This is a genomic window from Arthrobacter sp. ISL-85, assembly GCF_018613675.1.
GTDB lineage: Bacteria > Actinomycetota > Actinomycetes > Actinomycetales > Micrococcaceae > Arthrobacter.
Genome location: NZ_JAGGPQ010000004.1, coordinates 164,390 through 187,011, shown reverse-complemented (window position 1 = coordinate 187,011; position 22,622 = coordinate 164,390). Strand labels below are relative to the sequence as shown.

The following is a 22,622-nucleotide window of genomic DNA, read 5'->3' as shown; positions in this document are numbered from 1 at the left end:
GGTGCACGTGGCGATGGCAGCACGCGGAGCTAACTCGAGAAACCGCTATGAGCAGACGGACCAAACCGTCGACGCTCGATCCTAGACACCGATAAAGCTCCAGCCGAACACATCGTCATGCGGTAACCAACCCGCGAATGTCAGCCTGACACTGCCAGTCGAAAACGACTCGCCACCACCACTCACACCACGACCGGACCGGCACCCGATGAGCGGCCGGAACCACACGGGCCCAGGAGCCGCTCATCTCTGCCCTCTTGACAATCCAACCTACATATCAGCGGTTAAAAGCGGAAGCACCGGGGCCGGCAACAGGAAAATGGGGGAAAACCTGTTGCCGTGCCACCGGTGCCCTGGCAGGCATCCCCATGCCTGCCGCATCACTCGCACCCTCAATGAGGTAATAACTACGTTAGGACCCCAACTTGTGTGCTCCCTGCGCTGAAGATGGGAGTTGCCTGTGAATGCATGCGAACTGCAATGATGGAGGCATGAGCAACCGAATCGCATTCCTTGGCTGTGGATCCATGAACGAAGCCATTCTTGGTGGACTGTTGGAGGCGGGGAAGGATCCCGGGGACGTCGTAGCCACGGTCCGCCGCGCTGGGCGTGCCTCGGAACTGGCCGAGCGGTACCACGGGATCACCGCCATTGCCGGGGAGGAAGAGCCCGACAACAACAAGCAGGCCGCCAAAGGATCCGCCGTCGTCATCCTTGGCGTCAAACCCGCGGGCACAGCGGAGCTGGCGCGGGAAATCGGCCCGGCCCTTTCGCAGGATACCGTGGTGGTCAGCGTGGCTGCGGCGGTGTCCATCGCCCAGCTCGAGGCCGCGCTCCCCGCGGGGCAACCGGTGATCCGGACCATGCCCAACACCCCGGCAAAGCTGGGCCGCGGCGTCGTATCCGTCTCACCCGGAACGAACTGCACCCCGGAACAGCTCCAGATGGTCAAGGACATGCTGCAGGGAGCCGGAACTGTTGTACAGGTTCCCGAGGCGCAGGTGGATGCGCTCTCGGCCATCAGTGGCTCCGGCCCTGCCTACGCTTTCTACCTCGCCGAGGCCATGGCGTCGGCAGGAGAGGAACTGGGCCTGGACCGGGAGTTGTCGCTGCTGCTGGCACGCGAAACCGTGGCGGGTGCGGGCTTCATGCTGGCCCAGCCCGGGGCGGACCCCGCAGCGCTGCGCAAAGCCGTCACCAGCCCCAACGGCACCACCGAACGGGCCATCGCCACCTTTGACGAACAGGGCATCCCGGCCATCATCGCGGCGGGCGCACGCGCGGCAGCAGACCGGGCAGCGGAAATCACCAGGCAGCTCGGCTGACCCCAGCGAAAGCTATGGCCGGGCCGCGAACCTCTCCAGCAGGTCTACGTGGCCGGAGACGATCAGCATGTCCCGTGAGGACACCTTGGTTTCGGGCCGGGCGTACGTGAAGTCTTCACCCGGGGACTTCACGCCCACAATGGTCACGCCGTACTTGGAACGGACCTTTGACTCGTCCAGGGTGAATCCCACGGTCTCGCGCGGCGGGTACATCTTCACGATGGCAAAGTCGTCGTCGAACTCGATGAAGTCCAGCATGCGCCCGGAAACCAGGTGGGCGGCGCGGACACCGGCGTCGGCCTCGGGGTAGATGACGTGGTTGGCGCCGATCCGGGTCAGGATCTTGCCGTGCGAGGGCGTGATGGCCTTGACCCAGAGGTGCTCGATGCCGAGGTCCACCAGGTTCACGGTGATCAGCACCGAGGATTCGATGGAAGTGCCCACGCCCACGACGGCGGAGCTGAACTCCTGGGCGCCCAGCTGGCGCAGGGCATCAATATTGGTGGCGTCCGCCTCCACCACGTGGGTCAGGAGGGGTGCCCATTTCTGCACCAGGTTCCGGTCCCGTTCAATGGCGAGCACTTCCCGGCCCTGCTTGACCAGTTGCTCGGCGGTGGATGATCCGAAGCGGCCCAGCCCGATCACCAGTACCGGGGCGTTATGGGCGGGGCGCCGGGCGGCGTCTGTGGAACTAGCCAATGATCGGCCTCTCTTCGGGATAGTGGTACAACTGGCTGCGCTGGCGCAGGGCCAATGCCGCGGCGAGGGTAACGGTACCCACGCGGCCGGCGAACATCAGCACCGTGAGGACATAGACGCCGGCGGGCGGCACTTCGGCGCTCAAATTGGTGCTGAGCCCCACGGTGGCGAACGCGGAAATGGTTTCAAACAGTACGCGGTCAAGGGACTGGCCGCTGATGTGCAGCAGCAGGAATGCCGACACTGACACCAGGGTGGCGCCGGCGACGATGACGGAGATGGCCACCCGCATGGCGCCCTGCGGGATGGTCCGGCCATATACCTTGACGTCGGCGTCGCCGCGGGCTTCGGCGATGATGGCCAGGAACATTACGGCGATGGTGGTCACCTTGATGCCGCCCGCCGTCGACGCTGAGCCGCCGCCGGCGAACATCAGGGCGTCGGTCAGCAGCATGGTGGTGGAGTCCATCTGGTTCTGGTCCACCAGGTTGAATCCGCCCGAACGGGTCATCACGGAGGCGAAGAGCGCGTGCGTGATCTTGTCGCCCACGCCCATGGAGCCAATGGTCCGGGTGTTGTCCCATTCCATCAGCGCCCAGAGGAAGGCTCCTGCCACCAGGAGGATGAGGGACACCTGGATGGTGAGCTTGGTGTGGAGGTTCCATTTCTTCCAGTTCAGGCCGTTCTGTTGCAGGACCATCACCACCGGGAACCCCAGGCTGCCCAGGAAGACCCCCACCATCAGGGGGACCAGGATCCACAGGTCCGTCTCGTAGGGCACGATGCCGTCTGAGTGCGGCGTGAATCCGGCGTTGTTGAACGAGGAAATGGAATAGAAGACGCCGTGCCAGACAGACTCCCAGAACGGCTCACCCAGGGTGAGGAACCGCGGGACCAGCGCGAGCGCCAGGATGCCCTCGATGACCACCGAGGTGGTGATGACGATCCGGAGCAGCGTACCCACCTCGCCCAGGCGTCCTGCGTTGTTCATGGACTCCGCGGCAATGATCTTGCCGCGCACGCCCAGCCGCTTGCTCACCATGAGCGCCAGCAACGACGCCAGCGTCAACGTGCCCAAGCCGCCGATGAAGATGCCCACCAGGATCACCAGCTGGCCGAAGAAGGACCAGTGGACCGCCGTCGACACCACTGTGAGTCCCGTGACGCACACCGCCGAGACGGCCGTGAACAGCGCTTGGTGGACCGGGGTGGGTGTTCCGTCAGCTGAAGAAACGGGCAGGGACAGCAGGAAAGTGAACACCGTGCAGACGGCGGCGAACGCGGTCAGTGCCAGCCGGGCGGGGGAGGTGTTGGCAATGTCGTCAATGAAGTCGCGCAGCCGCGTGAAGATCCAGAGGCCCTCCCGCTCCTGCGCCGGGGGGTGCCAGGGGGCCGGGGTCCGGGGCCTCGACTGGCTTTGCGTCATGTGTGGCTTTTCCTCGGTTGAATCGGCTTCCTTCAGTAGTAAACCACTAAAGCCCGCGTCACGGCCGATCCGGCGGCTGCGCGGGCTCGGGTAGCCTGTGATTGATGACATACCTGCCCGGACTCAGCCAGCCTGCGCCACCGACGATGGTGGCGTGGAGTCCTGACATGACAGCTTACAACTTCGGCCCGGGCCACCCCATGGCGCCGGAGCGCATGGACCTGACCGCGCGCCTGTCCCGCAGCCTGGGGCTCTTCGACCTGGACAACGTGCACCTGGCGGCGCCGGAGCCGGCATCCGATGCTGAGCTGCAGTCCGTCCACTCACCCGAGTATGTGGCCGCAGTCCACCGGGTCAGTGCGGACCCTTCGCAGCCGGACGAGTCGCGCGGGCTTGGAACCGAGGACGACCCAGCGTTTGCCGGCATGCACGAGGCCGCAGCCCGCCTGGCCGGCGGTTCGCTGCTGGCGGCCCAGTGCGTGCTGGACGGCTCGGCCCTGCACGCCGTGAACTTCGGCGGCGGAATGCACCACGCCGGCCGGGAGCGCGCCAGCGGATTCTGCATCTACAACGATGCCGCTCTCGCCGTGCAAAAGCTGCTCGACGGCGGCGTGCGCAAGGTGGCCTACATCGACGTCGACGCCCACCACGGGGACGGCACCCAAAACATCTTCTGGGACGATCCCCGCGTCCTCACGCTCTCGCTGCACGAGTCGGGGCTGACGCTGTTTCCCGGTACCGGGTTCGCCAACGAAATCGGCGGTCCGGCGGCCGAGGGGACGGCGGTGAACGTAGCACTGCCGGCAGGCACCGGGGATGCCGGCTGGCTGCGCGCCTTCTACGCGGTGGTGCCCCAAGTGGTGGGGGCTTTCGAGCCTGAGGTGATCGTGAGTCAGCACGGCTGCGACTCGCACCGCAGCGACCCCCTCACGAACCTCAACCTCAGTGTGGACGGACAGCGCGAGGCAGCGAACGGCGTCGGGCATCTGGCCGAGCGTTATTGCGACGGCCGCTGGATCGCCACCGGCGGCGGAGGTTACAACGTGCTGGACGTGGTGCCGCGGGCATGGAGCCACTTGGTGGCCATAGCCGCTGGACGGCCCGTGCCGCTGCGTACGCCCGTGCCGGGGGACTGGCGGCAGTACGTCATGGAGAAGTTCGGCACCGAGGCGCCCGCCCTCATGGGGGACGACGTGGAACTGTGGTGGCGGTCCTGGGAAGTAGGTTTCGACCCAAACGATGCCGTTGACCGCACCGTTATGGCCACCCGCAAGGCAGTGTTCCCGCTGCACGGCCTGGATCCATGGTTCGACTAGTCCGGCGTGAAGCCTGCGGCGCCGAAATAGTGGATGCCTTTAGACGTATATGTCGCTAGGGTGGGAGGCATGGTGACAGACGACGTATTTGCCGTCATAGCGGAATCCACCCGGCGGGACATCCTGGTGGCCCTTCGGGCAGGCGACAAAGCCGTGGGGGAACTGGTGGAGGAACTGGCCGCAAGCCAGCCCACCATCTCCAAGCACCTGAAAGTCCTCCGCGAAGCACAGCTGGTCAGCATGCGCGCCCAAGGCCAAAAGCGCTACTACGCCTTGAACCGGGGCCCGCTGGAGGGCATCGCCAGCTGGCTGGAAACCTTCGACGTCGGCACTGGCGCCGACGCCGCAGACTCGCCGGCAGGCCATGGCCACGCTGTCCCCGGCCCGGTAGTGCCCGCCCACCTGCAGGAAGGGGTCGCCGCTGCGGCCGCTTCACTCCAGCCGGCCCCCCGGGCCGTGGAGCCGGCGCCGTCGCAGACACCCCGTGCGGAAGCCCCGGCGCCCGTGCTGGTGCGGGAAGGGGCCGAGCTGAGCCCCGCCGTCGTCATTCCCGGCGGCACCGCCGGCCCACTCAGCGACGACACCGTTCCGCAGCAGATCGGCCGGACCGTTGGCCGAGCCGCCACCAAGGCCGCGGACCTGCTGGCCAACCTCCCCAACCTTCCCAAATTCGGCCGGAAGAAATAGGGTACGGCCGGACGAGGCAGGGCTTACTTGGTCAGGCGCACGTGGTCCGGGCTGAGCTCGGAAATCCGGCTGACTCCCAGCAGGGCCATGGTGCGGGCCATGTCCTTTTCGAGGATCTGCAGGGTACGGTCCACCCCGGCGCGGCCCCCGGCCATCAGTCCGTAGAGGTAGGCGCGGCCAATCAGCGTGAAGTCAGCGCCCAGGGCCAGCGCCGCCACGATGTCCGCACCGCTCATGATGCCGGTGTCCAGGATGATGGCGGCGTCGGTGTTGTCAGCGGTGAAGGCCTGCTTGACCTCGGGGAGCAGGTGGAACGGGATGGGTGCCCGGTCCAGCTGGCGGCCGCCATGGTTGGACAGCACCACGCCGTCGGCGCCATGGTCCACCACCCGGCGGGCGTCCTCGACGGTCTGGATGCCCTTGACCACCAGCTTGCCCTTCCAGGTTTCACGCAGCCAGTCCAGGTCCCCGAACGTCAGCGTGGGGTCGAACATGGAGTTGATCAGGTCCGCGACTGTGCCGGTATAGCGCGACAGTGAGGCGAAGGTCAGCGGCTCGTGGGTGAGGAAGTTGAACCACCAGGCCGGCCGGTAGGAGGCATCCAAAACTGTCTTGAGGGTCAGTGCCGGCGGGATGGTCATGCCGTTGCGGACGTCACGGAGGCGGGCGCCGGCAACGGCGGTGTCCACGGTGACCATGAGGGTGTCGTTGCCCGCCTTGGCGGCGCGTTCAATCAATTCCAGGGAGCGGTCCCGGTCCGTCCACAGGTACAGCTGGAACCAGTTGCGCCCGTTCGGCGCCGCTTGGGCTACGTCCTCGATGGAGGCGGTGCCCATGGTGGACAGCGTGTAGGGGATCCCGGCCGCCTCGGCTGCCTGCGATCCGGCGTACTCGCCCTCGGACTGCATCATCCTGGTGAAGCCGGTGGGGGCGATGCCTACGGGCAGGCGCGACGGCTTGCCCAGGATGTCGGTGCTGAGGTCGATGCTGGAGACGTTCCGCAGGATGCCGGGCCGGAATTCGATGTCCAGGAATGCCTGGCGGGCGCGGCGAAGGGTGATCTCCGCCTCGGCTGCCCCGTCCGTGTAGTCGAAAGGGGCTTTGGGCGTGCGGCGTTTGGCGATGTCGCGGAGTTCCCAGATGGTGCTGGCCCGCTGCAGCCGGGCAGCCTTGCTGAACTCCGGCTTCTTGAACTGCATCAGGGGCGCGAGGTCCGAATACTTGGGGACGCGCCGCTTGAGGGCCGCGGGAAGGGCGGACGACGACGGACCCGCAGCAGGTCCCGGCGCTGCGGGGATGTCCGTGGTCCCCGGCGCCGGGATTGCCTCCGGGTTATTGGGCTGGATGGTGTGGGTCATGGTTCCTCCAATGGTCAGATAGCTTCGCGGGTCAGCCGTGGACGGTGCTCCGTGGGGCCTTGGCGGGACCCGTGCTGGCCCGGACTTCCAGCCGTGGCTGGTAGCGGCCGCCGGGGGTTTCGTTCCCTTCCTTGCGGATCAGCGCCCGGAGCTGATGCCATGCCTGTTCCCCCAGTTCGGTGATGGGGACCGCGCCGGTGGTGAGTGCCGGCGTCGTATATTTGGCAAAGGGGATGTCGTCGAAGCCGGTCACGGAAATGTCGCCGGGGATGTCCAGGCCGCGCTCGTGGAGGCCACTCATCAGGCCCATGGCCACCAGGTCATTGAAGGCCAGGATTCCGGTGGCCCCGCTGGCCAGCACGGCATCCACCGCTTCGTGCCCCGTGTCGAAGTCCGAGCCGCCTTCCAGCATTGTGACGTCCACATCGGGGTGGGCGGCCTTGAAGGTTTCCAGGGCCTTGAGCCGCATGTCGTTGGAGGCGCTGTGTGGCGGCCCGGCGAGGAAGGCCAGGTGGGTGTGGCCCAGTTGCACCAGATGCCCGGCGATGTCCTGGACGCCCTGGCCGTAGTCCACCACGAGGCTGGGCACATCCGGGGCGGCGGTGGTGCGGTTGATCAGCACCAGCGGGTGGAGCGAAGGGACAATCTCCTCGAGTTCCGCATCGGTCATGCGCGGGGCGCACAGGACCAGGCCGTCACACCGCCGGCGGGCCTCGCCGGCAAGGATGGATTCCTCGCTGGACACTTCGAATGAGTCGGCGATGAGCACGCGGTAGCCGTCCTGGGCTGCCGCCCGGCTCAGGCCGCGGAGGATTGCCTGGAAGGTGGGGTTGGCCAGGTCCGGCACCACGATGCCGATGGTGTCGGTCTTGCCCAGGGCCAGGCTGCGGCCTACCGGGTTGGGCTGGTACTTCAGTTCCGCGGCGGCTGCGCGGACCCTGGCCGCGATGTCCGGGTCCACCGTAAAGTTCCCGTTCATGACACGCGAAACGGTGGCGTGGGAAACTCCCGCCTTCACGGCGACATCCGCAATGCCGATCCGGCCGCTTGCCGATTTCCTGGCCATAGGGAACCCTTCTTTTGCGCCGCCGGCCGGCGCCACCGGGAACAGTTGGTGTTCGGGGCAGGCCGCCTTGCGGCAGGTGCTTTGAAAGACAGCATATACGGCAGCGGGAAAGCGATTTCTACTCTTTTCCCACGATTTTCCCGTACTGGCCGCCATGCGATCGCAAAAGGACCTAGAAAACGCTTTCTTTCAGCGCTGGAGTGGTTGACCGATCCCCAGGTGGGTTGATACAACTTCTATAGAGAACTGAGAAAACGCTTTCTCGCGTGGTGCACCTGAGCGCCAATGCCCGCACGACAGCGGCCGTTCCCACGGCCGGGTAATGAGCTTTCGAAAGGGACCCCATGGTCAACACAGCCGAGACCACTCCGGCCGCAGCTGCTTCCAGGCCCGGCACTGCCGCCGGGACCGCCACCGCCGCCGCCCCATCCACCGAACGGCAGGGTGGCCGGAAGGCCCGCATCGCCCTGATCGGCACCGGCGGCCGTTCCGAAATGTACATCCGCGCCATCTTCGGCAAGCACGCGGACACCGCCGAACTGGTGGCCTTCTCCGACGTGAACCCCGGCCGCGTGGAGTTCTACCAGAAGCTCATCCAGGAACTCGGCGCCCCGGGCCCCGTGGCATCCTTTGATCCCGCGGACCTCACTGCCTTCATCCAGGCCAACAACATCGACCGGATCATCGTCACCACGCCGGATTACACCCACGCGGACTACATCGTGGAGGGACTCCGCGCCGGAGCGGACGTCGTCGTCGAAAAGCCGCTGACCATCGACGCCGAAAGCTGCCGCCGCATCGTCCAGGCCGTGCACGAGACCGGGCGGAATGTGGTGGTCACGTTCAACTACCGTTATTCGCCGCGCAACAGCGCGCTCAAGGAAATCATCCAGAGCGGTGTGATCGGCAAGGTCACATCCATCGACTTCAGCTGGGTCCTGGACACGGTTCACGGCGCCGACTACTTCCGCCGCTGGCACCGCGAGAAGAAGAATTCCGGCGGCCTGCTCATCCACAAGGCATCCCACCACTTCGACCTGGTCAACTGGTGGATCGACGATGTCCCGGAGCGCGTCTTCGCCTCCGGCGGCCTGAAGTTCTACGGCGACAAGAACGCTGCCGAACGCGGGCTTGGGCCCCGCCCCGAACGCGGAACGCCCGACGTCGATGCCCCCAACGCACCGAAGGACCCCTTTGCGCTTGACCTGAGGGAAGACGAGCGGCTCAAGGCGCTGTTCCTGGACAACGAGCACTACGACGGCTACCGCCGCGACCAGGATGTGTTCACCGGCGGCATCACCATCGAGGACAATCTTGCCCTGGTGGTGGAATACGAGCGTGGACCCCGGCTTAGCTACTCGCTGAACGCCCACAGCCCCTGGGAGGGCTACCGGGTGGCGGTCAACGGTACCGAGGGCCGGGCCGAACTTGAGGTGGTGGAACGCGCCGCCGTCCTGCACAGCACGGACCAGAAAACCGTGGTGGACCCGAGCGCCACACCGGTGGAAGAAGAGGACGCCGTGCGCCGCAACGGCGAGCGCCTGGTGGTCCAGCGCCACTGGGAAGCGGCGTATGAGGTGCCCATCATCAACGGTGAGGGCGGCCACGGCGGCGGCGACGAACTGCTGCTCTCGGACCTCTTTAACGGCCCGGGCGAGGATCCGCTGGGCCGTCCGTCCGGTTACCTGGACGGGCTGCGGTCGGTGTCCGTGGGCATCGCCGGAAACCGCTCGCTGGAAACGTCCCTGCCCGTCCGCGTCGAGGACCTGGACCTCGGGGTCGACCTTCGCCGCGGCAAGTAGAGGGAAAACCATGAGCAGGATATTCGTTACCGGCGGCTCCGGCCGCCTGGGCCGCAGCGTGGTGGCCGGACTTGCCCAGGCGGGCCACCAGGTGGTCTCCGTTGACCGGGACGCCGTGCCAGCAGAACTGCTGCCTGCCGGCGTCGTCCAGGAAACCGCAGACCTCCTGGCCCCGGGAGAGGCGCTGCGCCTCCTGCGGGAGGCACGGCCCGACGCGGTCATCCATCTTGCGGCGATCGCGGTGCCTTTCAGCGCGCCGGAGGACGTCATTTTCGGCACCAACACCCGGCTGGCCTTCGCCGTGGTCAGCGCTGCGACGGAGCTGGGGGTTCCGAAGATTGTCACCGCCAGCAGTCCCACCGTCCTTGGCTACGGCTGCCCGGCGGGCTGGCTGCCGCCGTCGTTCCCCCTCGATGAGCGGACCCCGCCGAAGCCATGGAACGCCTACGCACTGTCCAAGCACATTGCCGAACAGACCGTGCAGATGTTCGCGACTGCCCAGGGGGAGAAGATCCGCTACGCGGCGTTCCGGCCCTGCTTCGTGATCTCCCCGGAGGAGTGGGAAGGCGCCCCCACTCAGCAGGGCCACACCCTCGCCGAACGCCTGGCCGACCCTGCCCTCTCCGCACCGGCACTGTTCAACTACGTCGATGCGCGGGACGTGGCGGACTTTTTGGACGTGCTGCTGCAGAAGATGGAAGACATTCCCAACGGGGAAACCTTCTTTGTGGGGGCGGCCGACGCGCTGGCGACCGCACCGCTCGCGGAGCTGATGCCCAAGTACCTGCCGGGAAGTGAAGCGCTGAGTTCCTGCCTCACCGGCACCAGCCCGGCCTTCTCCATTGCCAAAGCCCAGGAGCTCCTGGGCTGGCAGCCCAAGCGCAGCTGGCGCACCGAACTGAAGTCCCACCACACCCTCAACGACGAGGCCACCGCCCTGGTTACCACCGGCGGAGGCAAGGAGACACCATGAAATTCGACGGCGTACTGTTCTTCCCCGTCACCCCGTTCACGGCCGACGGCGCAGTTGACGTGGAACTGCTCAAGGAACACATCGGCTCCCGGTTGCCCTTCGCTCCCGGCGGCGTGTTCCCTGCCTGTGGCACCGGCGAGTTCCATGCCCTCAGCATCGACGAGGTCCGCACCGTGGTGGCGGCCGCCGTCGACGTTGTGGCCGGAAAGGTCCCCGTGGTGGCCGGTGCCGGCGGACCCCTGGGCCACGCCCTGGCCGCCGCCCGCGCCGCTGAAGAGGCAGGCGCCGACGCCCTCCTGGTCCTGCCGCCCTACCTGGTGACCGGTCCCACCGACGGGCTGGTGGCCTACATCGAGGCCGTGGCCAACGCCAGCAGCCTGCCGGTCATCGTGTATCACCGGGGCAACGCAAAATTCGCTGCCGCATCAATGGCCAAGCTCGCTGGCAACCCCAAGGTCATCGGTTTCAAGGATGGCCTGGGGGACGTTGGCCTGGCCCAGGAGATCGTGTCCGCCGTCCGCGCGACCGGACGGACTGACTTCGCCTTCTTCAACGGCCTGCTCACCGCCGAACTGACCCAGGGCGCCTACCGCGGACTGGGCATCCCGCTCTACTCCTCCGCGGCGTTCGCCATGGCCCCGGAAATCGCCAAGGCCTACTACGACGCCTACATCGCGGGGGACGAGGACCGCCGCAACGCCCTGCTCGAGGGCTTCTACGCACCCCTGGTCCGCCTGCGCGACCAAACCCCGGGGTTCGGCGTTTCACTGGTCAAGGCAGGCCTGCGGCTGGCCGGACTGCCCGTCGGTTCGGTCCGTCCGCCGCTGGTTGATCCCACGGAGGAACAACTGGTTGAGCTCAAGGCCATCCTCGCCAAGGGCTACGAGCTGGCCGGCCGCTGATGAGCGCACCGGCGGCGGAAACCCTCCGCACCGTTCCCCGCATCACCGGCCTGACCACCAGGTTCCTCACGGTTCCGCTGCGCCGCAGCTGGGGCGTGGAGGCGCCGGAGAACCACGTGATCACCACCGAACTCCACACGGACGACGGCGGCGCGGGGCACGGTTTTTCCTGGACGCCCACCATCGGTCCCCAAGCGGTCAAAGCGCTGCTGGACCACGACATTGCCCCATTCATTACCGGGCTTCCCGCTAATCCGGAAACTGTGTGGGATGCGCTGTGGAAGCGGCTGCACGAGGCCGGCGGCGGCGGACTCACCACCATCGCCATGGCAGGCGTGGACCTTGCGCTTTGGGACCTCCAGGCCTGCCGTGCAGGCACCTCGGTCGCCGGCTTCCTGGGCCAGCGGCAGGAATCCGCTGAGGTCTATGGCTCCGGGGTGAACCTGCACTACACGCTTGAAGAGTTGGTGGCGCAGGTTGAACGCTGGGTGGCGGCAGGCCACCGGGCAGTCAAGATCAAGGTGGGCAAGCCGGACATCCGCGAGGACGCAGAGCGCGTCGCCGCCGTGCGCGCCGTCCTGGGCCCGGACCGAAGGCTCATGATCGACGCGAACCAGCGGTGGGACCTGCCCACCACCTTCCGCGCCGTGGACGTCCTGGCCGAGTACGGGCTGGAATGGCTGGAGGAACCCCTCCGCGCGGACGACCTTTGGGCCTACCGCAGGCTCCGGAAGCACTCGCCGGTGCCCATCGCCCTTGGCGAAAACCTGCACACCATCTACCGCTTCCGCGATTTCATAGAGGCAGAGGCGGTGGACATCATCCAGCCGAACATCATCCGGGTGGGCGGAATCACCCCCTTCCGGCGGATCGTCGAGCTGGCACGGACCAACAGCATCAAGGTGATGCCGCACCTGCTGCCCGAACTGTCCGGGCAGCTGGCCCTGACCCTGGCGGAGCCCACCATGGTGGAGGACGTCGAGGAGGCGTCCTTCGAGCAGTTGGGCATCCTGGCCGGGCCATCCCCGGTCCGGTTCGGCAACAGCAGGGTGACACTGGCGGACCGGCCCGGCCTGGGATTCCGTTTCCGGGAACCGCTGTAACCATGAATTTCCGTACGACGACGAACAGGTACCTGACGTGACAACTGCAACGCTTTCCCTGACCGAGCTCACCGCTGCCGCAACAGCGGCCGCGGGGATCTCCGCGGCTGCCTCCGACGCCGAGCGTGCCGGCTGGCTGACCGCCGTAGCGGACGCCCTGGATGCCAATGCGGCCGAACTGGTGGAAATCGCCGATGCCGAGACCAGCCTGGGGGCTCCCCGCCTCACGGGAGAGGTGGCGCGCACCAGCGGGCAGCTGCGCCTGTTCGCCCGCGTCATCACTGAAGGCTCCTACCTTGAGGCCATCATCGACCACGCCAATCCGGCCGCCACGCCGCCCACACCGGACCTCCGCCGGATCCTCAAGCCCATCGGACCCGTTGCCGTCTTCGCCGCCTCCAACTTCCCGTTTGCCTTCTCCGTGGCCGGAGGCGACACCGCCTCAGCCCTCGCCGTCGGCTGCTCCGTGATCGTCAAGGCACACTCAGGCCACCTCCGCCTTTCGGAGCGCACCGCTGAAATCGTGGCCGCGGCCCTCCGCGGCGCGGGCGCACCCGAGGGCCTGTTCGCACTGGTCAGCGGGCGCGAAGTGGGCACGGCCCTGGTCCAGGACCCTGCCATCAAGGCCGTGGGCTTTACCGGCTCCATTCCCGGCGGCCGTGCCCTGTTCGACCTTGCCACCTCACGCCCCGATCCCATCCCCTTCTACGGGGAACTGGGCAGCCTCAACCCCGTGGTCATCACCGCGGCAGCGCTGCAGGCCCGCTCGGCGGAACTCGCCGCCGGGCTGGCCGGCTCCTTCACCCTCGGCGCGGGGCAGTTCTGCACCAAGCCGGGCCTGGTGTTCATCCCCGCGGGGACCGGGTTCGCGCAGGAGGTGGCACGGGCCAGCAAGGACAAGCCGGCCCTGGGCATGCTGACCACCCGGATCGCCGAAGCCTACCCGGACGGGCTGCGCAGCTTCGCGTCGGTGGAGGGCGTGGACGTTGTCAGCGGCAGCGTCGACCAGGACGCGGCCGCAAACGGCGCCGGGCCGGTGGTTTTTTCCACCAGCGCCGCGAAGGTCCTGGAGCGCCCGGAGCAGCTGCTGGAAGAATGCTTCGGACCCACCACCATCCTCATCGAGTACGCAGACCGGGAAGAATTGTCAGCTGTCCTGGCAAAGGTCCCCGGCAGCCTGACGGCCACCCTCCACAGCGAACAGGGCGAGGACATCGCGGCCATCGTGGAGCAGCTCTCCGGGCTCGCGGGGCGCGTCCTGTTCGAAGGCTGGCCCACTGGCGTTGCCGTGAACTGGGCCCAGCAGCACGGCGGCCCGTACCCGGCCACCACCTCCCTGTTCACCTCGGTGGGCGCCACGGCGGTCCGAAGGTTCCAGCGCCCTGTGGCCTACCAGGACGCCCCGGAGACCGTGCTGCACCCGGCACTGCGCGAGGACAACCCGCTGGGCATCCCGCGCCGCGTGGACGGCGAACTGCAGCTTTCCTGAAACGCCCGCTCACTTATGGCCGTATTTACGGCCATAAGTGAGCGGGCTTTTCCTGTTTTGCGGCAGTATGTGAGCGGGCGTTCAGGCTAGAGCTGCAGCGTCACCGGCCGCTCCAGCCCGTTCACCGTGGTTGCAGGCCATCGGGGGTCAACGGTGAGGACGCGAAGCCCGGACTCCGTGAGCTGCACCGTATCCTCAATCTTGACGCCCGGTCCGGACGGATTCCAGGTGAAGGCCTGGTCCAGCACCACGGTGTCGGTGACAGCTGCGGTGACCCGGGGATCGCGCCCCGCATAGCCGGCCGGACCACCCTGGTGGTGTTGCTCCCACTGGTCCGCCCCGAAACCGTGCCGCACGTACGACGCCTGGATCTCGGCGAAGACCATGTCCAGCCTGGCGCCGGGGACTGTGGCATCGAAGATGTCCGCTTCCACTGCCGCGATGCGGGCCTCGGCGTCGCGCTCTTCCGGGGTGCCGGCGTCGAACCTTACCCAGCGGGTGATGTTGGCAACCAGGCCATCCCGGCGGGCGCACACCACGGCCATGGCACGCCGGCCGAGGGGGGAGTGTGTCGCCAGGGGATGGCGGAACGTGCTGCGGGAACTGCCGTTGCACAGGAGCACCAGTGGCTCGGCGCCGGCAGCCACAACGCGCCCGGCCAGGGCCGAGACCAGGGCGAATTCCGTGGTGTCCGGGCGGGCGGCGGTGAGAACGTCCGTCATGATGCCGGCCAGTTCCGCGCTGAGCAGGGAATAACGGGCGCTTTCCGCGGGGAGCAGTTGCTGGCGTGCGGCGCGGAGTTCCGCGGCGGCCTCCGCTTCGGCCAGGGGCGGCTGGGTCCCGCTGCCAACCGCGGCGGCGGCCTGGTGCAGGTTCCCGTACCAGGGGACAGTGTGCAGGTTGACCCCGGGGGGCAGTTCCTCGGCGCCGATCCTGCCGGCCTCGTTGTTGAACGTCACCAGGTGGTCGCCCCCGCGGTCCACCAGCAGGGCGGCGATGGGATCACCGGCCAGGCTGATGTGGACACGGCTGCCGTCCAGGTACCACGTCAGCGCGGTGTTGGTGGTGAGCAGCAGCGAGTCCCGACCGGCGGCATCCAGGATGTCCAGCACCCGTTGGCGCTTGACGGCCCGGTCCGCCGGGGACCCGGGAGCCCGGCGGGCCTCCTGCGGGGGAGCGGCTGTGGTTGTTGTCTGGGTCATGACGGGTCCCCCTGATGGTTGATCAATGCTTCGATGTCGGGCGTGGCCAGGATGCCGTCGGCCACAAAGACGGTGATGCTGCGCTGCACCGGGCTGCCTGGCCTCGCGATGACGGGGGCGTCCCAGGCCAGCGCCTGGCCCACGCCCGGGTAGCCGTCCATCCGGACAAACCAGGGGTCCGTGGACCCTTCCGGGGCCACGAACACCAGGGTGGCGGGGCCGCCGTCGAACTTTCCGCCGTCGAACTTCCCGCCGTCAAACTTCCCAGTCCAGGCCAGCCAGCGCCCGACACTCCCGTGGGTTTCCGACTCGCCGCTGCCGGCCGGCGTCCATACCTTTGCGTCCGCGCATTCGGGCAGGCGCCAGAAGAATCCGCCATAACCCCCTTCGAACCGGCCGTTGGAGCCCGGGCTGCCCAGGCTGACCGGCTTGTCGCCGGCGGGGGACAACGCAAAGTCCAGGGACAGGCGCCAGATGGAAGGGTCGACGCCGGACCACGCCCAGGTGCGCTCCTCCACCAGGATGGGGGCGCCGTCGGGGCCGTTCCAGCTCAAGGTCTCCTGCAGCCTGCCTTCGTGCCCGCGGCCGGCGCTGGTCTGTTCCACGCTGGTGCCCGTGCTGGCAATGCTGCCGTGGTCGGGGCGCCAGACGTACTTCCCGGCCTCCCGGGTATAGGTGCGGCCGCCCCAGAAATTGACCCCGTCCACGTCCTGCAGCGCCACTCCGACGCCCAGATGCCACACGTGGTCCAGCGGCTGGTGGTCCGACACCAGGGTGCCGCCCATGGTCCTGACGGGGTGCAGGTAGGGGCGCGGGGAGGAGACTGCCCGGATGTGGCTGCCGTCCTGGTAGTCCGCCACAGGCCGGCCGTCCAGGGTCAGCGTGCGGACGGGCGGGAGGGCCCTGGCCCAGGGCACGCCCAGCTCGGCGAACGTGGCCTGGGCTTTGACGGCGCGTTCGATGAGGCCGCTGATGCCTTGGACCACCGGATGGGCGTCGTCGCCCTCGCCTTCCCAGGAGATGAATTCGCCGCCGATGGGGGCCGGCGCGGGAGAGGTACGGATGGCTTCGAGGACGGCGGTGAAGGCGCCGGTGTCCTCCAGCGCCGAGATCAGAGGTGCGCCGGTGGCGCGGGCGTCCAGCAGGTTCTCCAGCAGGTCGGTCCGGCCGTACGTTTCCCGGCGCTCGCCGTCCGGGGTGGCGATGACCACCTCATCCTTTGTGTAGAAAAGCGTGATGTCGCCAAGGGTTCCGTGGACGGTGACGGTTGGCTCCAGTTGTTCGGGGGCGCAGAGGGTGAGCGCGCACAGCAGTGTGGTCCCCTGGGCGGTGCGGACCCGGAGCACCGAGGTGTCGTCGCTTTCGGTGCTGTGGGCGCGGTACAGGTCGGTTTCCACGGAGCTTACGTCCGCGACGGTGTGTGCGCCCGCCAGGTGCAGGCCGGTGGCCACCGCGTGGGCCAGCGCATTGGTTGCCACGCCGTCCACCACGTCGGTGCCGTCAAGGGTGCGCTTCCCGGCCCAGCGCGAGCGCTTGAAATACGCCTTGGTCCGCAGCCACTGGCCGGTGGCGCTGATGCCCAGCACAGTGCCGATGTCTCCCGAAGCCTCCAGGCTTTTGATGGCGGGCAGCGCGTGCGAGCCCAGGCTCTGAAAGCCCACTTGGACCAAGCGCCCATTGTCCCGGGCGGCGGCAAGGACCCCTTCGAACTGGGCCAGGGAAGCTACCGGCGGTTTTTCGACGTAGACGTCCATCCCGGCTTCCAGTGCGGCGACCGCCAGCGGGGCATGCGTTTGGATGGGCGTGGCGAGAATGACGACGTCGGCACCTGGCCCCGCGGCCAGCAGCCCATCCAGGTCCGGGAAGACTTTTACCGAGTCGGCAAGGGTGCCGGCTTGCGGCGGGTTGGGATCGGCGACGGCCACCAGTTCCACGGCGCCGGCCTGTTCGAGCCGGGCCAGGTTGGCAAGATGGCGCTCGCCGAATCCATGTACACCCACCAGGGCCACCCGCGGGACCGCAGTGGAAGCGGCCTGCTGGTGCGTCGGATCCGCGGCGGCAGAGTGCTGTGTGGTCATGTGGGTCCTTGGGATCTGTTGTGAACGGGTTGCAAGGCCAGGGTTTGCGCCAGGAAATCGATGGCTTCGTCCTGCATCGGAGCGGTAAAGACGTGTCCGCCGGGCCAGTAGCTGCCGGTGTACTTGTCCGTACCCGCGTGCAGTGATTCCAGCAGCCGGTGCGCCTGGCGCATTCCGTCTTCCGGGAAAAGTTCATCCGCCAGGGCGTACTGCACCAGGAACCGGGAAGCCGCCGACCTGCCGGTGAGCTCCGGCCAGTCGCCCAGCCTCCACAGGCCGGGGGTCTGCAGCAGCCAGGAGTGCGCGTCCAGGTAAGCGGGGAGAAGGGACTCGAAGGTGGTCATCATGCAGGTCACCACCGCCGCCCGGATGCGCGGACTGAGGACTGCGAGGGCAAGCGACCTGCCACCGCCGCCGGAGAAGCCGATGCAGCCCAGGTTGTCCTGGTCGACGCCGGGCAGGGCTGCCAGGATTTCCAGGGCGGCGAGGTCGTCGTACGCCACCATGCCGGCCAGGCTGGTGCCCAGCAGGCCTGCCGCCTTGGCAACAGTGTCCTCGTGGAAGGCGGCGGCGGCGTTGTATTCGTCCGCGTCGGTGGGCACGACGCCGTCCTCCCGCCACTGAGCCTGCTTCGCCGCCGTCGCCGAGGCAGTCCGCCAGGGCGGAGTTGAGAGGTCGAAGCTGCGGCTGCCCCAGGCGAACGTGTCGTGGGCCAGCACCGCGAATCCGCGGCGGGCGATGTCCGTGGCCAGCGCGCGCCCGTCATAGTGGCCTGCGCGGGCGGCGGCCGCCGAGGGGTGGCTGTCCGGGAGTTCCACCAGCCGCTCCGCGCCGCCGAACTTGTTGCCGCCATGGCAGTGCAGTGCCAGGACGCCCGGCAGGGGACCGGAACTTCCGGCCGGCCTGACCAGCCAACCGATGGTTCGCGGCCCGAAGCCCAGCTGCCAGCTGAGCTGGGAGGTGGTGACGTCGTCGTACGTTTCCTCCCACTGGACCGCCACCACCGGCGGTGCACCCGAGCCGGGTACGCCCAAGGCGTCCGAAAGCTCCTGCGCCAGGGCTGTTGGGGCGTGGTGGCGGGGGTTGCTCCGGACGTAGGCAGGCCAGTCCTCGTAGCCCGCGATGGCGCTGGGCCGTGCTGCTGGACTCATGCGGCCTGCCTCCTTTCGCTGATAGGTCTGCCTGCTGACGTGGTGGGACGTTCCGGTCACACCATGTTCTGGTCTACCTCGGAGATCCGGAGGGTCCCAGGTCTTCCGCCGTCCCCACCTTTCCGGCCTGCGCGCCGTTGCCGCAGCCGGTGGGGGCAATGGCAAGGGCGGCGACGGCGCCCGTAACGCCCATGACGGATTTTCTGAGACCAAACTTCATTGTTGTGACCCTCGGCTTCGTGTTTGGGTGGAGTACCGCACGCGGCAGAAAACGGTTTCTCGAAATCTAACAAAGGGCTATACAGGAGTCAAGAAAACGTTTACTTTGGTACGGAGCCGCATTTCCAAAGGCACCTGCGGCGCCGGAACCACTGAAGCCCCTTGCGGGCAACAGTCAAACCGCGCCGGAGGTGCCGAATTCCCCATCGCCTGGCGATGACAGCAACGTGGAGGCCACGATGACCAAAGGAGACCACATGGCCGCAAAACACATCCCCAGGACCCTGCGTCCGGCCCACGTGCCCGACGCCGTGTGCCTGGCGTCCCCGACGGAGCAGCTCCTGTGAGCGCCATCAGCGAGCTCAGCTCCATCACCCGGCGGAAGGGCAAAGTCACCCCCGAGGAGAAGAAGGCCAACAGGCGGGACAATAAGGCCGCGTACATCTTCCTGCTGCCATGGTTGGTAGGCCTGGTGGCCATCACCATCGGCCCCATGCTGATGTCCCTCTATCTGTCGTTTACCGACTACAACCTGCTCCAACCGCCCGAATGGACAGGGCTGCACAACTTCACCCGGATGCTCAGTGACGCCCGGCTGCACAACTCGTTGCGGGTCACCTTCACCTATGTTCTTATTGGCGTGCCGCTGCAGCTGGGCGTTGCCCTGCTCATTGCGCTGGTGCTGGACAAGGGCCTTCGCGGCCTTCCGTTCTATCGCTCGGTGTTCTACCTGCCGTCCCTCCTCGGCGGGTCCGTTGCCGTTGCCATCCTGTGGAAGCAGATTTTCGGCACCACCGGCCTGGTCAACCAGGTCCTGGCCATGTTCGGGATCCAGGGTCCGGGCTGGATCTCGGACCCCAGCACCGCTTTGGGGTCGATCATCCTGCTGCACGTCTGGACCTTCGGCGCCCCGATGATCATCTTCCTGGCCGGCCTGCGCCAGATCCCCAACATGTACTACGAGGCTGCGAAGGTTGACGGCGCCACCACCCTGCAGCAGTTCTGGCGGATCACCCTGCCGATGCTGAGTCCAATTATCTTCTTCAACCTGGTGCTGCAGATCATCGGCTCCTTCCAGTCGTTCACCCAGGCGTTCATCGTCTCGGGCGGTAACGGCGGCCCCTCGGATTCCACGATGTTCTTCACCCTGTACCTCTACCAAAAGGGCTTCGGCCAGTTCGATATGGGCTATGCGTCCGCCATGGCCTGGGTGCTGCTGCTCATCATCGGCGTGTTCACTGCCATCAACTTCATCGCTTCTAAGTATTGGGTTTTCTATGACGACTAAGCTTGAGACGCTGCCCGCCCGGGACAAGAAGTCTTCCGGCGCCCGCAAGCCCACGAACCATCGCAAACCGCGTGAGTCCCGCGGCACCCTGGCTTTCAGTAGGGCGCAGCGGACCAAAGGCCTCATCAAGCACGCGATCCTGATCCTTGCCGGCGCATTGATGATCTACCCACTGCTGTGGATGGTGGTGTCCTCGCTCCGTCCGAACGAGCTGATCTTCCGGGACCCGGGCCTCTGGCTCAACAGCCTCGAAATGAGCAACTACACCTCCGGCTGGTCAGCCCTGACCCACCCCTTTGGCCACTACATGATCAACTCGGCCATCGTGGTGATCGGATCCATCCTGGGCAACCTGATTTCGTGCTCGATGGCCGCCTATGCGTTCGCGCGGCTGCAGTTCACCGCCAAGAAGCTGTTCTTCGGCATCATGCTCCTGACCATCATGCTGCCATTCCACGTGGTGATCGTTCCGCAGTACATCCTGTTCTCCCAGATCGGCTGGGTAAACACCTTCTGGCCGCTGATCGTGCCCAAGCTGCTGGCCACGGACGCGTTCTTCGTCTTCCTGATGGTGCAGTTCATCCGCGGCATCCCCAAGGAGCTCGATGAGGCCGCAAGGATCGACGGCGCCGGGCACCCGCGTATCTTCCTGCGCGTCATCCTGCCCCTGATGGTGCCCGCACTGGCCACCACCACCATCTTCACCTTCATCTGGACCTGGAATGACTTCTTCGGGGCCCTGATCTACCTCACGGATCCGGACATGTTCACAGTTCCGGTGGCGCTGCGGGCCTTCGTGGATTCGCAGTCAGCCACAAGCTGGGGATCGTTGTTCGCAATGTCCATCGTCTCGCTGTTGCCCGTCTTCCTGGTGTTCCTTTTCGGCCAGCGGTTCCTCATCAAGGGCATTGCTACAACCGGTATCAAGTAGCCCAAAAAGTACAATCCCGTCCGGACGGCCCGCCCTCGTGGCGGGCCGTTCGCGTTAAGGCGCCTGCGGCGGCGTGTAGGGAGATTGCTGCGATACGCATCTTGTATTACAAGTTAGGCACTTGTAGTATTAGGTCTAGAAAGCGCTTTCAGAACAATCACCCGCACCTGGATCAAAGAAGATCGGAGTACCCAGTGCCGCTTTTTCCCCGTCCCGCAAATGCTGCCAAGAAGCATGCAGAGGCACCCAATGCAGGCGCCCGGCGCCGCAGCCGTAAAGCCGGCGCGGTTGCCGCCGCTATCGCAGCCGTCATGGCCCTCAGTGCCTGCGGCGGGGGAGCCGCCCCCCAGAACGCTGACGGCACGGTCGAGCTCCGCTTCTCGTGGTGGGGCGGCGACAAACGCGCCCAGCTGACGCAGGAAGCTATCAAACAGTTCGAAGCCGAAAACCCCAAGATCAAGATCAAGCCGGAGTTCGGGGACTGGAGCGGTTACTGGGACAAGCTGGCCACGCAGGTCGCGGCCAACGACGCCCCTGACATCATCCAGATGGACGAGAAGTACATCACGGAGTACTCCAGCCGCGGCGCCCTTCTCGACCTGTCCAAGTACGACATCGACACTTCCAAACTGGACGAGGCAGCACTTAACGCCGGCAAGGGCGCTAAGGGGCTGACGGGTATCGCCGCAGGCATCAACGCAGCGACCATCCTGGCAAACCCCGCTGTCTTCCAGGCCGCGGGAGTCCCGCTCCCGGACGATACCAAGTGGACGTGGGACGACTTTGGCCGCATCGCCGCCGAGATCACCGCGAAGTCGCCCAAGGGAACCTATGGCGCGGCAGCCTACGGAACTGACGAAGCCTCCCTGGGTGTCTGGCTTCGGCAGAACGGCAAATCACTGTACACATCTGACGGCAAGCTGGGCTTTGAGCCAAGCGACATCTCCGAGTGGTGGGCTTTCCTGAAAGAGCTGAGCCAGAAGAAGGCAGTTCCCTCCGCATCCGAGGTGGTGGAAGCCGAGGCTGCGCCGCTTGACCAAAGCGGGCTGGCAACAGGCAAGAACGGCATGGCCTTCTGGTGGTCCAACCAGGCGCCGGCCCTGGAAAAGGCGAGCGGCGGGGACCTGAAAATCCTGCGGTTCCCCACCAAGACCGGATCGGCTGCTGACTCCGAGCTTTGGTACAAGGCCTCGCAGTTCTGGTCAGCATCATCGCGCACCAAGCACCCGCAGGAAACCGCCAAGTTCATCAACTTCCTCACCAACAACGTCAAAGCCGGGGAGGCCTTGCTTGCAGACCGCGGCGTCTACCCGAACTCTGACGTCCGGGCAGCCATCCAGCCGAAACTGACACCGGCCGACGTCAAGGTGGTCAAGTTCATCGACCAGATCAAGGACGAGCTCGGCGAGGCTCCGGCGCCGCCGCCGAAGGGCGCCGGTGCCATCCAGGAAATCATCAAGCGGTATACCTCGGAAGTCCTCTTCGAGCGGCTGTCCCGGGGGATGCCGGCAAGAAGGCGACCGATGAGATGAAGTCCGCTATCAGCAGCTAGTCCTCACCCCGCCGGAACGGCTCAGGACGTTCTGGATGGACGCCTCCCTGTCCAG

The 22,622-nt window shown here is 66.6% G+C and carries 18 protein-coding genes and 1 pseudogene; 11 read left to right on the top strand and 8 right to left on the bottom strand.

Going from position 1 to position 22,622, the window contains the following annotated elements:
* Positions 1–491: 491 nt before the first annotated feature.
* Positions 492–1,325 (top strand): pyrroline-5-carboxylate reductase, encoded by an 834-nt coding sequence (gene proC, locus J7I84_RS02885; protein WP_214940366.1) that lies wholly within the window; start codon positions 492–494, stop codon positions 1,323–1,325.
* Between the two features lie 12 nt (positions 1,326–1,337).
* Here the strand turns inward: proC and J7I84_RS02880 are convergent, their stop codons facing one another.
* Both J7I84_RS02880 and J7I84_RS02875 read right to left on the bottom strand, forming a co-directional pair.
* Positions 1,338–2,024 carry a TrkA family potassium uptake protein gene (locus tag J7I84_RS02880; RefSeq protein ID WP_056328631.1) on the bottom strand — a complete coding sequence of 229 codons (687 nt, stop codon included), beginning with the start codon at positions 2,022–2,024 and terminating at the stop codon, positions 1,338–1,340.
* Entirely contained in the window at positions 2,017–3,450 is a 1,434-nt protein-coding gene (locus tag J7I84_RS02875) for a TrkH family potassium uptake protein (RefSeq protein ID WP_214940363.1), read from the bottom strand. Before J7I84_RS02875 ends, J7I84_RS02880 begins: the two co-directional genes overlap by 8 nt.
* 104 nt (positions 3,451–3,554) lie before the next feature.
* Here J7I84_RS02875 and J7I84_RS02870 point away from each other — a divergent pair, with 104 nt between their 5' ends.
* Both J7I84_RS02870 and J7I84_RS02865 read left to right on the top strand, forming a co-directional pair.
* Positions 3,555–4,766, top strand: coding sequence for an acetoin utilization protein AcuC (locus tag J7I84_RS02870; RefSeq protein ID WP_214940361.1), 1,212 nt, complete (start codon positions 3,555–3,557; stop codon positions 4,764–4,766).
* A 69-nt stretch (positions 4,767–4,835) separates the two neighbouring features.
* Positions 4,836–5,453, top strand: a complete 618-nt coding sequence (locus J7I84_RS02865) for a helix-turn-helix transcriptional regulator (protein WP_214940357.1) — start codon at positions 4,836–4,838, stop codon at positions 5,451–5,453.
* A 23-nt stretch (positions 5,454–5,476) separates the two neighbouring features.
* On the opposite strand, the gene J7I84_RS02860 is transcribed toward J7I84_RS02865, so the two are convergent.
* Together J7I84_RS02860 and J7I84_RS02855 are read right to left on the bottom strand one after the other, a co-directional pair.
* Positions 5,477–6,811, bottom strand: coding sequence for an alpha-hydroxy acid oxidase (locus J7I84_RS02860; protein ID WP_285291168.1), 1,335 nt, complete (start codon positions 6,809–6,811; stop codon positions 5,477–5,479).
* 31 nt (positions 6,812–6,842) lie between these two features.
* Positions 6,843–7,877, bottom strand: coding sequence for a LacI family DNA-binding transcriptional regulator (locus J7I84_RS02855; RefSeq protein WP_214940353.1), 1,035 nt, complete (start codon positions 7,875–7,877; stop codon positions 6,843–6,845).
* A gap of 344 nt (positions 7,878–8,221) precedes the next feature.
* On the opposite strand from J7I84_RS02855, the gene J7I84_RS02850 reads away from it, so the two are divergent.
* The 5 genes from J7I84_RS02850 to J7I84_RS02830 are packed head-to-tail and all read left to right on the top strand — an operon-like array spanning position 8,222 to position 14,146.
* Positions 8,222–9,679, top strand: coding sequence for a Gfo/Idh/MocA family protein (locus J7I84_RS02850; protein ID WP_214940350.1), 1,458 nt, complete (start codon positions 8,222–8,224; stop codon positions 9,677–9,679).
* Between the two features lie 10 nt (positions 9,680–9,689).
* The gene (locus J7I84_RS02845) at positions 9,690–10,652 is read left to right on the top strand and encodes an NAD(P)-dependent oxidoreductase (protein WP_214940347.1); all 963 of its coding nucleotides are present in this window, start codon (positions 9,690–9,692) and stop codon (positions 10,650–10,652) included.
* A complete protein-coding gene (locus tag J7I84_RS02840) occupies positions 10,649–11,554 on the top strand; it encodes a 5-dehydro-4-deoxyglucarate dehydratase (RefSeq protein ID WP_214940344.1) in 906 nt (301 codons plus the stop codon). The genes J7I84_RS02845 and J7I84_RS02840 overlap by 4 nt, the downstream gene beginning before the upstream one ends.
* The gene (locus tag J7I84_RS02835; RefSeq protein ID WP_214940342.1) at positions 11,554–12,657 is read left to right on the top strand and encodes a mandelate racemase/muconate lactonizing enzyme family protein; all 1,104 of its coding nucleotides are present in this window, start codon (positions 11,554–11,556) and stop codon (positions 12,655–12,657) included. Before J7I84_RS02840 ends, J7I84_RS02835 begins: the two co-directional genes overlap by 1 nt.
* 37 nt (positions 12,658–12,694) lie before the next feature.
* Positions 12,695–14,146, top strand: coding sequence for an aldehyde dehydrogenase (NADP(+)) (locus J7I84_RS02830; RefSeq protein ID WP_214940339.1), 1,452 nt, complete (start codon positions 12,695–12,697; stop codon positions 14,144–14,146).
* Between the two features lie 86 nt (positions 14,147–14,232).
* On the opposite strand, the gene J7I84_RS02825 is transcribed toward J7I84_RS02830, so the two are convergent.
* From J7I84_RS02825 to J7I84_RS02810, 4 genes are all read right to left on the bottom strand, one after another.
* Positions 14,233–15,348: a Xaa-Pro peptidase family protein gene (locus J7I84_RS02825; RefSeq protein WP_214940336.1), complete on the bottom strand. Its 1,116-nt coding sequence runs from the start codon at positions 15,346–15,348 to the stop codon at positions 14,233–14,235.
* Positions 15,345–17,426, bottom strand: coding sequence for a DUF6807 family protein (locus J7I84_RS02820; RefSeq protein ID WP_214940333.1), 2,082 nt, complete (start codon positions 17,424–17,426; stop codon positions 15,345–15,347). Before J7I84_RS02820 ends, J7I84_RS02825 begins: the two co-directional genes overlap by 4 nt.
* Complete coding sequence (locus tag J7I84_RS02815) at positions 17,423–18,577, bottom strand: acetylxylan esterase (protein ID WP_214940330.1); 1,155 nt, start codon at positions 18,575–18,577, stop codon at positions 17,423–17,425. The genes J7I84_RS02820 and J7I84_RS02815 overlap by 4 nt, the downstream gene beginning before the upstream one ends.
* A gap of 73 nt (positions 18,578–18,650) precedes the next feature.
* Complete coding sequence (locus J7I84_RS02810; RefSeq protein WP_214940422.1) at positions 18,651–18,797, bottom strand: hypothetical protein; 147 nt, start codon at positions 18,795–18,797, stop codon at positions 18,651–18,653.
* A gap of 342 nt (positions 18,798–19,139) precedes the next feature.
* On the opposite strand from J7I84_RS02810, the gene J7I84_RS02805 reads away from it, so the two are divergent.
* The 3 genes and pseudogenes from J7I84_RS02805 to J7I84_RS02795 all read left to right on the top strand — a co-directional run bounded on the left by J7I84_RS02805 (position 19,140) and on the right by J7I84_RS02795 (position 22,567).
* Positions 19,140–20,084, top strand: a complete 945-nt coding sequence (locus J7I84_RS02805) for a carbohydrate ABC transporter permease (protein ID WP_214940327.1) — start codon at positions 19,140–19,142, stop codon at positions 20,082–20,084.
* Positions 20,074–21,015: a carbohydrate ABC transporter permease gene (locus tag J7I84_RS02800; RefSeq protein WP_214940324.1), complete on the top strand. Its 942-nt coding sequence runs from the start codon at positions 20,074–20,076 to the stop codon at positions 21,013–21,015. Before J7I84_RS02805 ends, J7I84_RS02800 begins: the two co-directional genes overlap by 11 nt.
* Positions 21,016–21,209: 194 nt before the next feature.
* Positions 21,210–22,567, top strand: a pseudogene (locus J7I84_RS02795) (ABC transporter substrate-binding protein).
* The last annotated feature ends 55 nt before the right edge of the window (positions 22,568–22,622 follow it).

What these genes read in the sequence shown, in the direction of transcription:
- proC (WP_214940366.1), top strand. Translation starts at nt 492, where the DNA reads ATGAGCAACCGAATCGCATTCCTTGGCTGTGGATCCATGAACGAAGCC.
- J7I84_RS02875 (WP_214940363.1), bottom strand. Translation starts at nt 3,450, where the DNA reads ATGACGCAAAGCCAGTCGAGGCCCCGGACCCCGGCCCCCTGGCACCCC.
- J7I84_RS02870 (WP_214940361.1), top strand. Translation starts at nt 3,555, where the DNA reads ATGACATACCTGCCCGGACTCAGCCAGCCTGCGCCACCGACGATGGTG.
- J7I84_RS02865 (WP_214940357.1), top strand. Translation starts at nt 4,836, where the DNA reads ATGGTGACAGACGACGTATTTGCCGTCATAGCGGAATCCACCCGGCGG.
- J7I84_RS02860 (WP_285291168.1), bottom strand. Translation starts at nt 6,811, where the DNA reads ATGACCCACACCATCCAGCCCAATAACCCGGAGGCAATCCCGGCGCCG.
- J7I84_RS02855 (WP_214940353.1), bottom strand. Translation starts at nt 7,877, where the DNA reads ATGGCCAGGAAATCGGCAAGCGGCCGGATCGGCATTGCGGATGTCGCC.
- J7I84_RS02850 (WP_214940350.1), top strand. Translation starts at nt 8,222, where the DNA reads ATGGTCAACACAGCCGAGACCACTCCGGCCGCAGCTGCTTCCAGGCCC.
- J7I84_RS02845 (WP_214940347.1), top strand. Translation starts at nt 9,690, where the DNA reads ATGAGCAGGATATTCGTTACCGGCGGCTCCGGCCGCCTGGGCCGCAGC.
- J7I84_RS02840 (WP_214940344.1), top strand. Translation starts at nt 10,649, where the DNA reads ATGAAATTCGACGGCGTACTGTTCTTCCCCGTCACCCCGTTCACGGCC.
- J7I84_RS02835 (WP_214940342.1), top strand. Translation starts at nt 11,554, where the DNA reads ATGAGCGCACCGGCGGCGGAAACCCTCCGCACCGTTCCCCGCATCACC.
- J7I84_RS02825 (WP_214940336.1), bottom strand. Translation starts at nt 15,348, where the DNA reads ATGACCCAGACAACAACCACAGCCGCTCCCCCGCAGGAGGCCCGCCGG.
- J7I84_RS02820 (WP_214940333.1), bottom strand. Translation starts at nt 17,426, where the DNA reads ATGACCACACAGCACTCTGCCGCCGCGGATCCGACGCACCAGCAGGCC.
- J7I84_RS02815 (WP_214940330.1), bottom strand. Translation starts at nt 18,577, where the DNA reads ATGAGTCCAGCAGCACGGCCCAGCGCCATCGCGGGCTACGAGGACTGG.
- J7I84_RS02810 (WP_214940422.1), bottom strand. Translation starts at nt 18,797, where the DNA reads ATGAAGTTTGGTCTCAGAAAATCCGTCATGGGCGTTACGGGCGCCGTC.
- J7I84_RS02800 (WP_214940324.1), top strand. Translation starts at nt 20,074, where the DNA reads ATGACGACTAAGCTTGAGACGCTGCCCGCCCGGGACAAGAAGTCTTCC.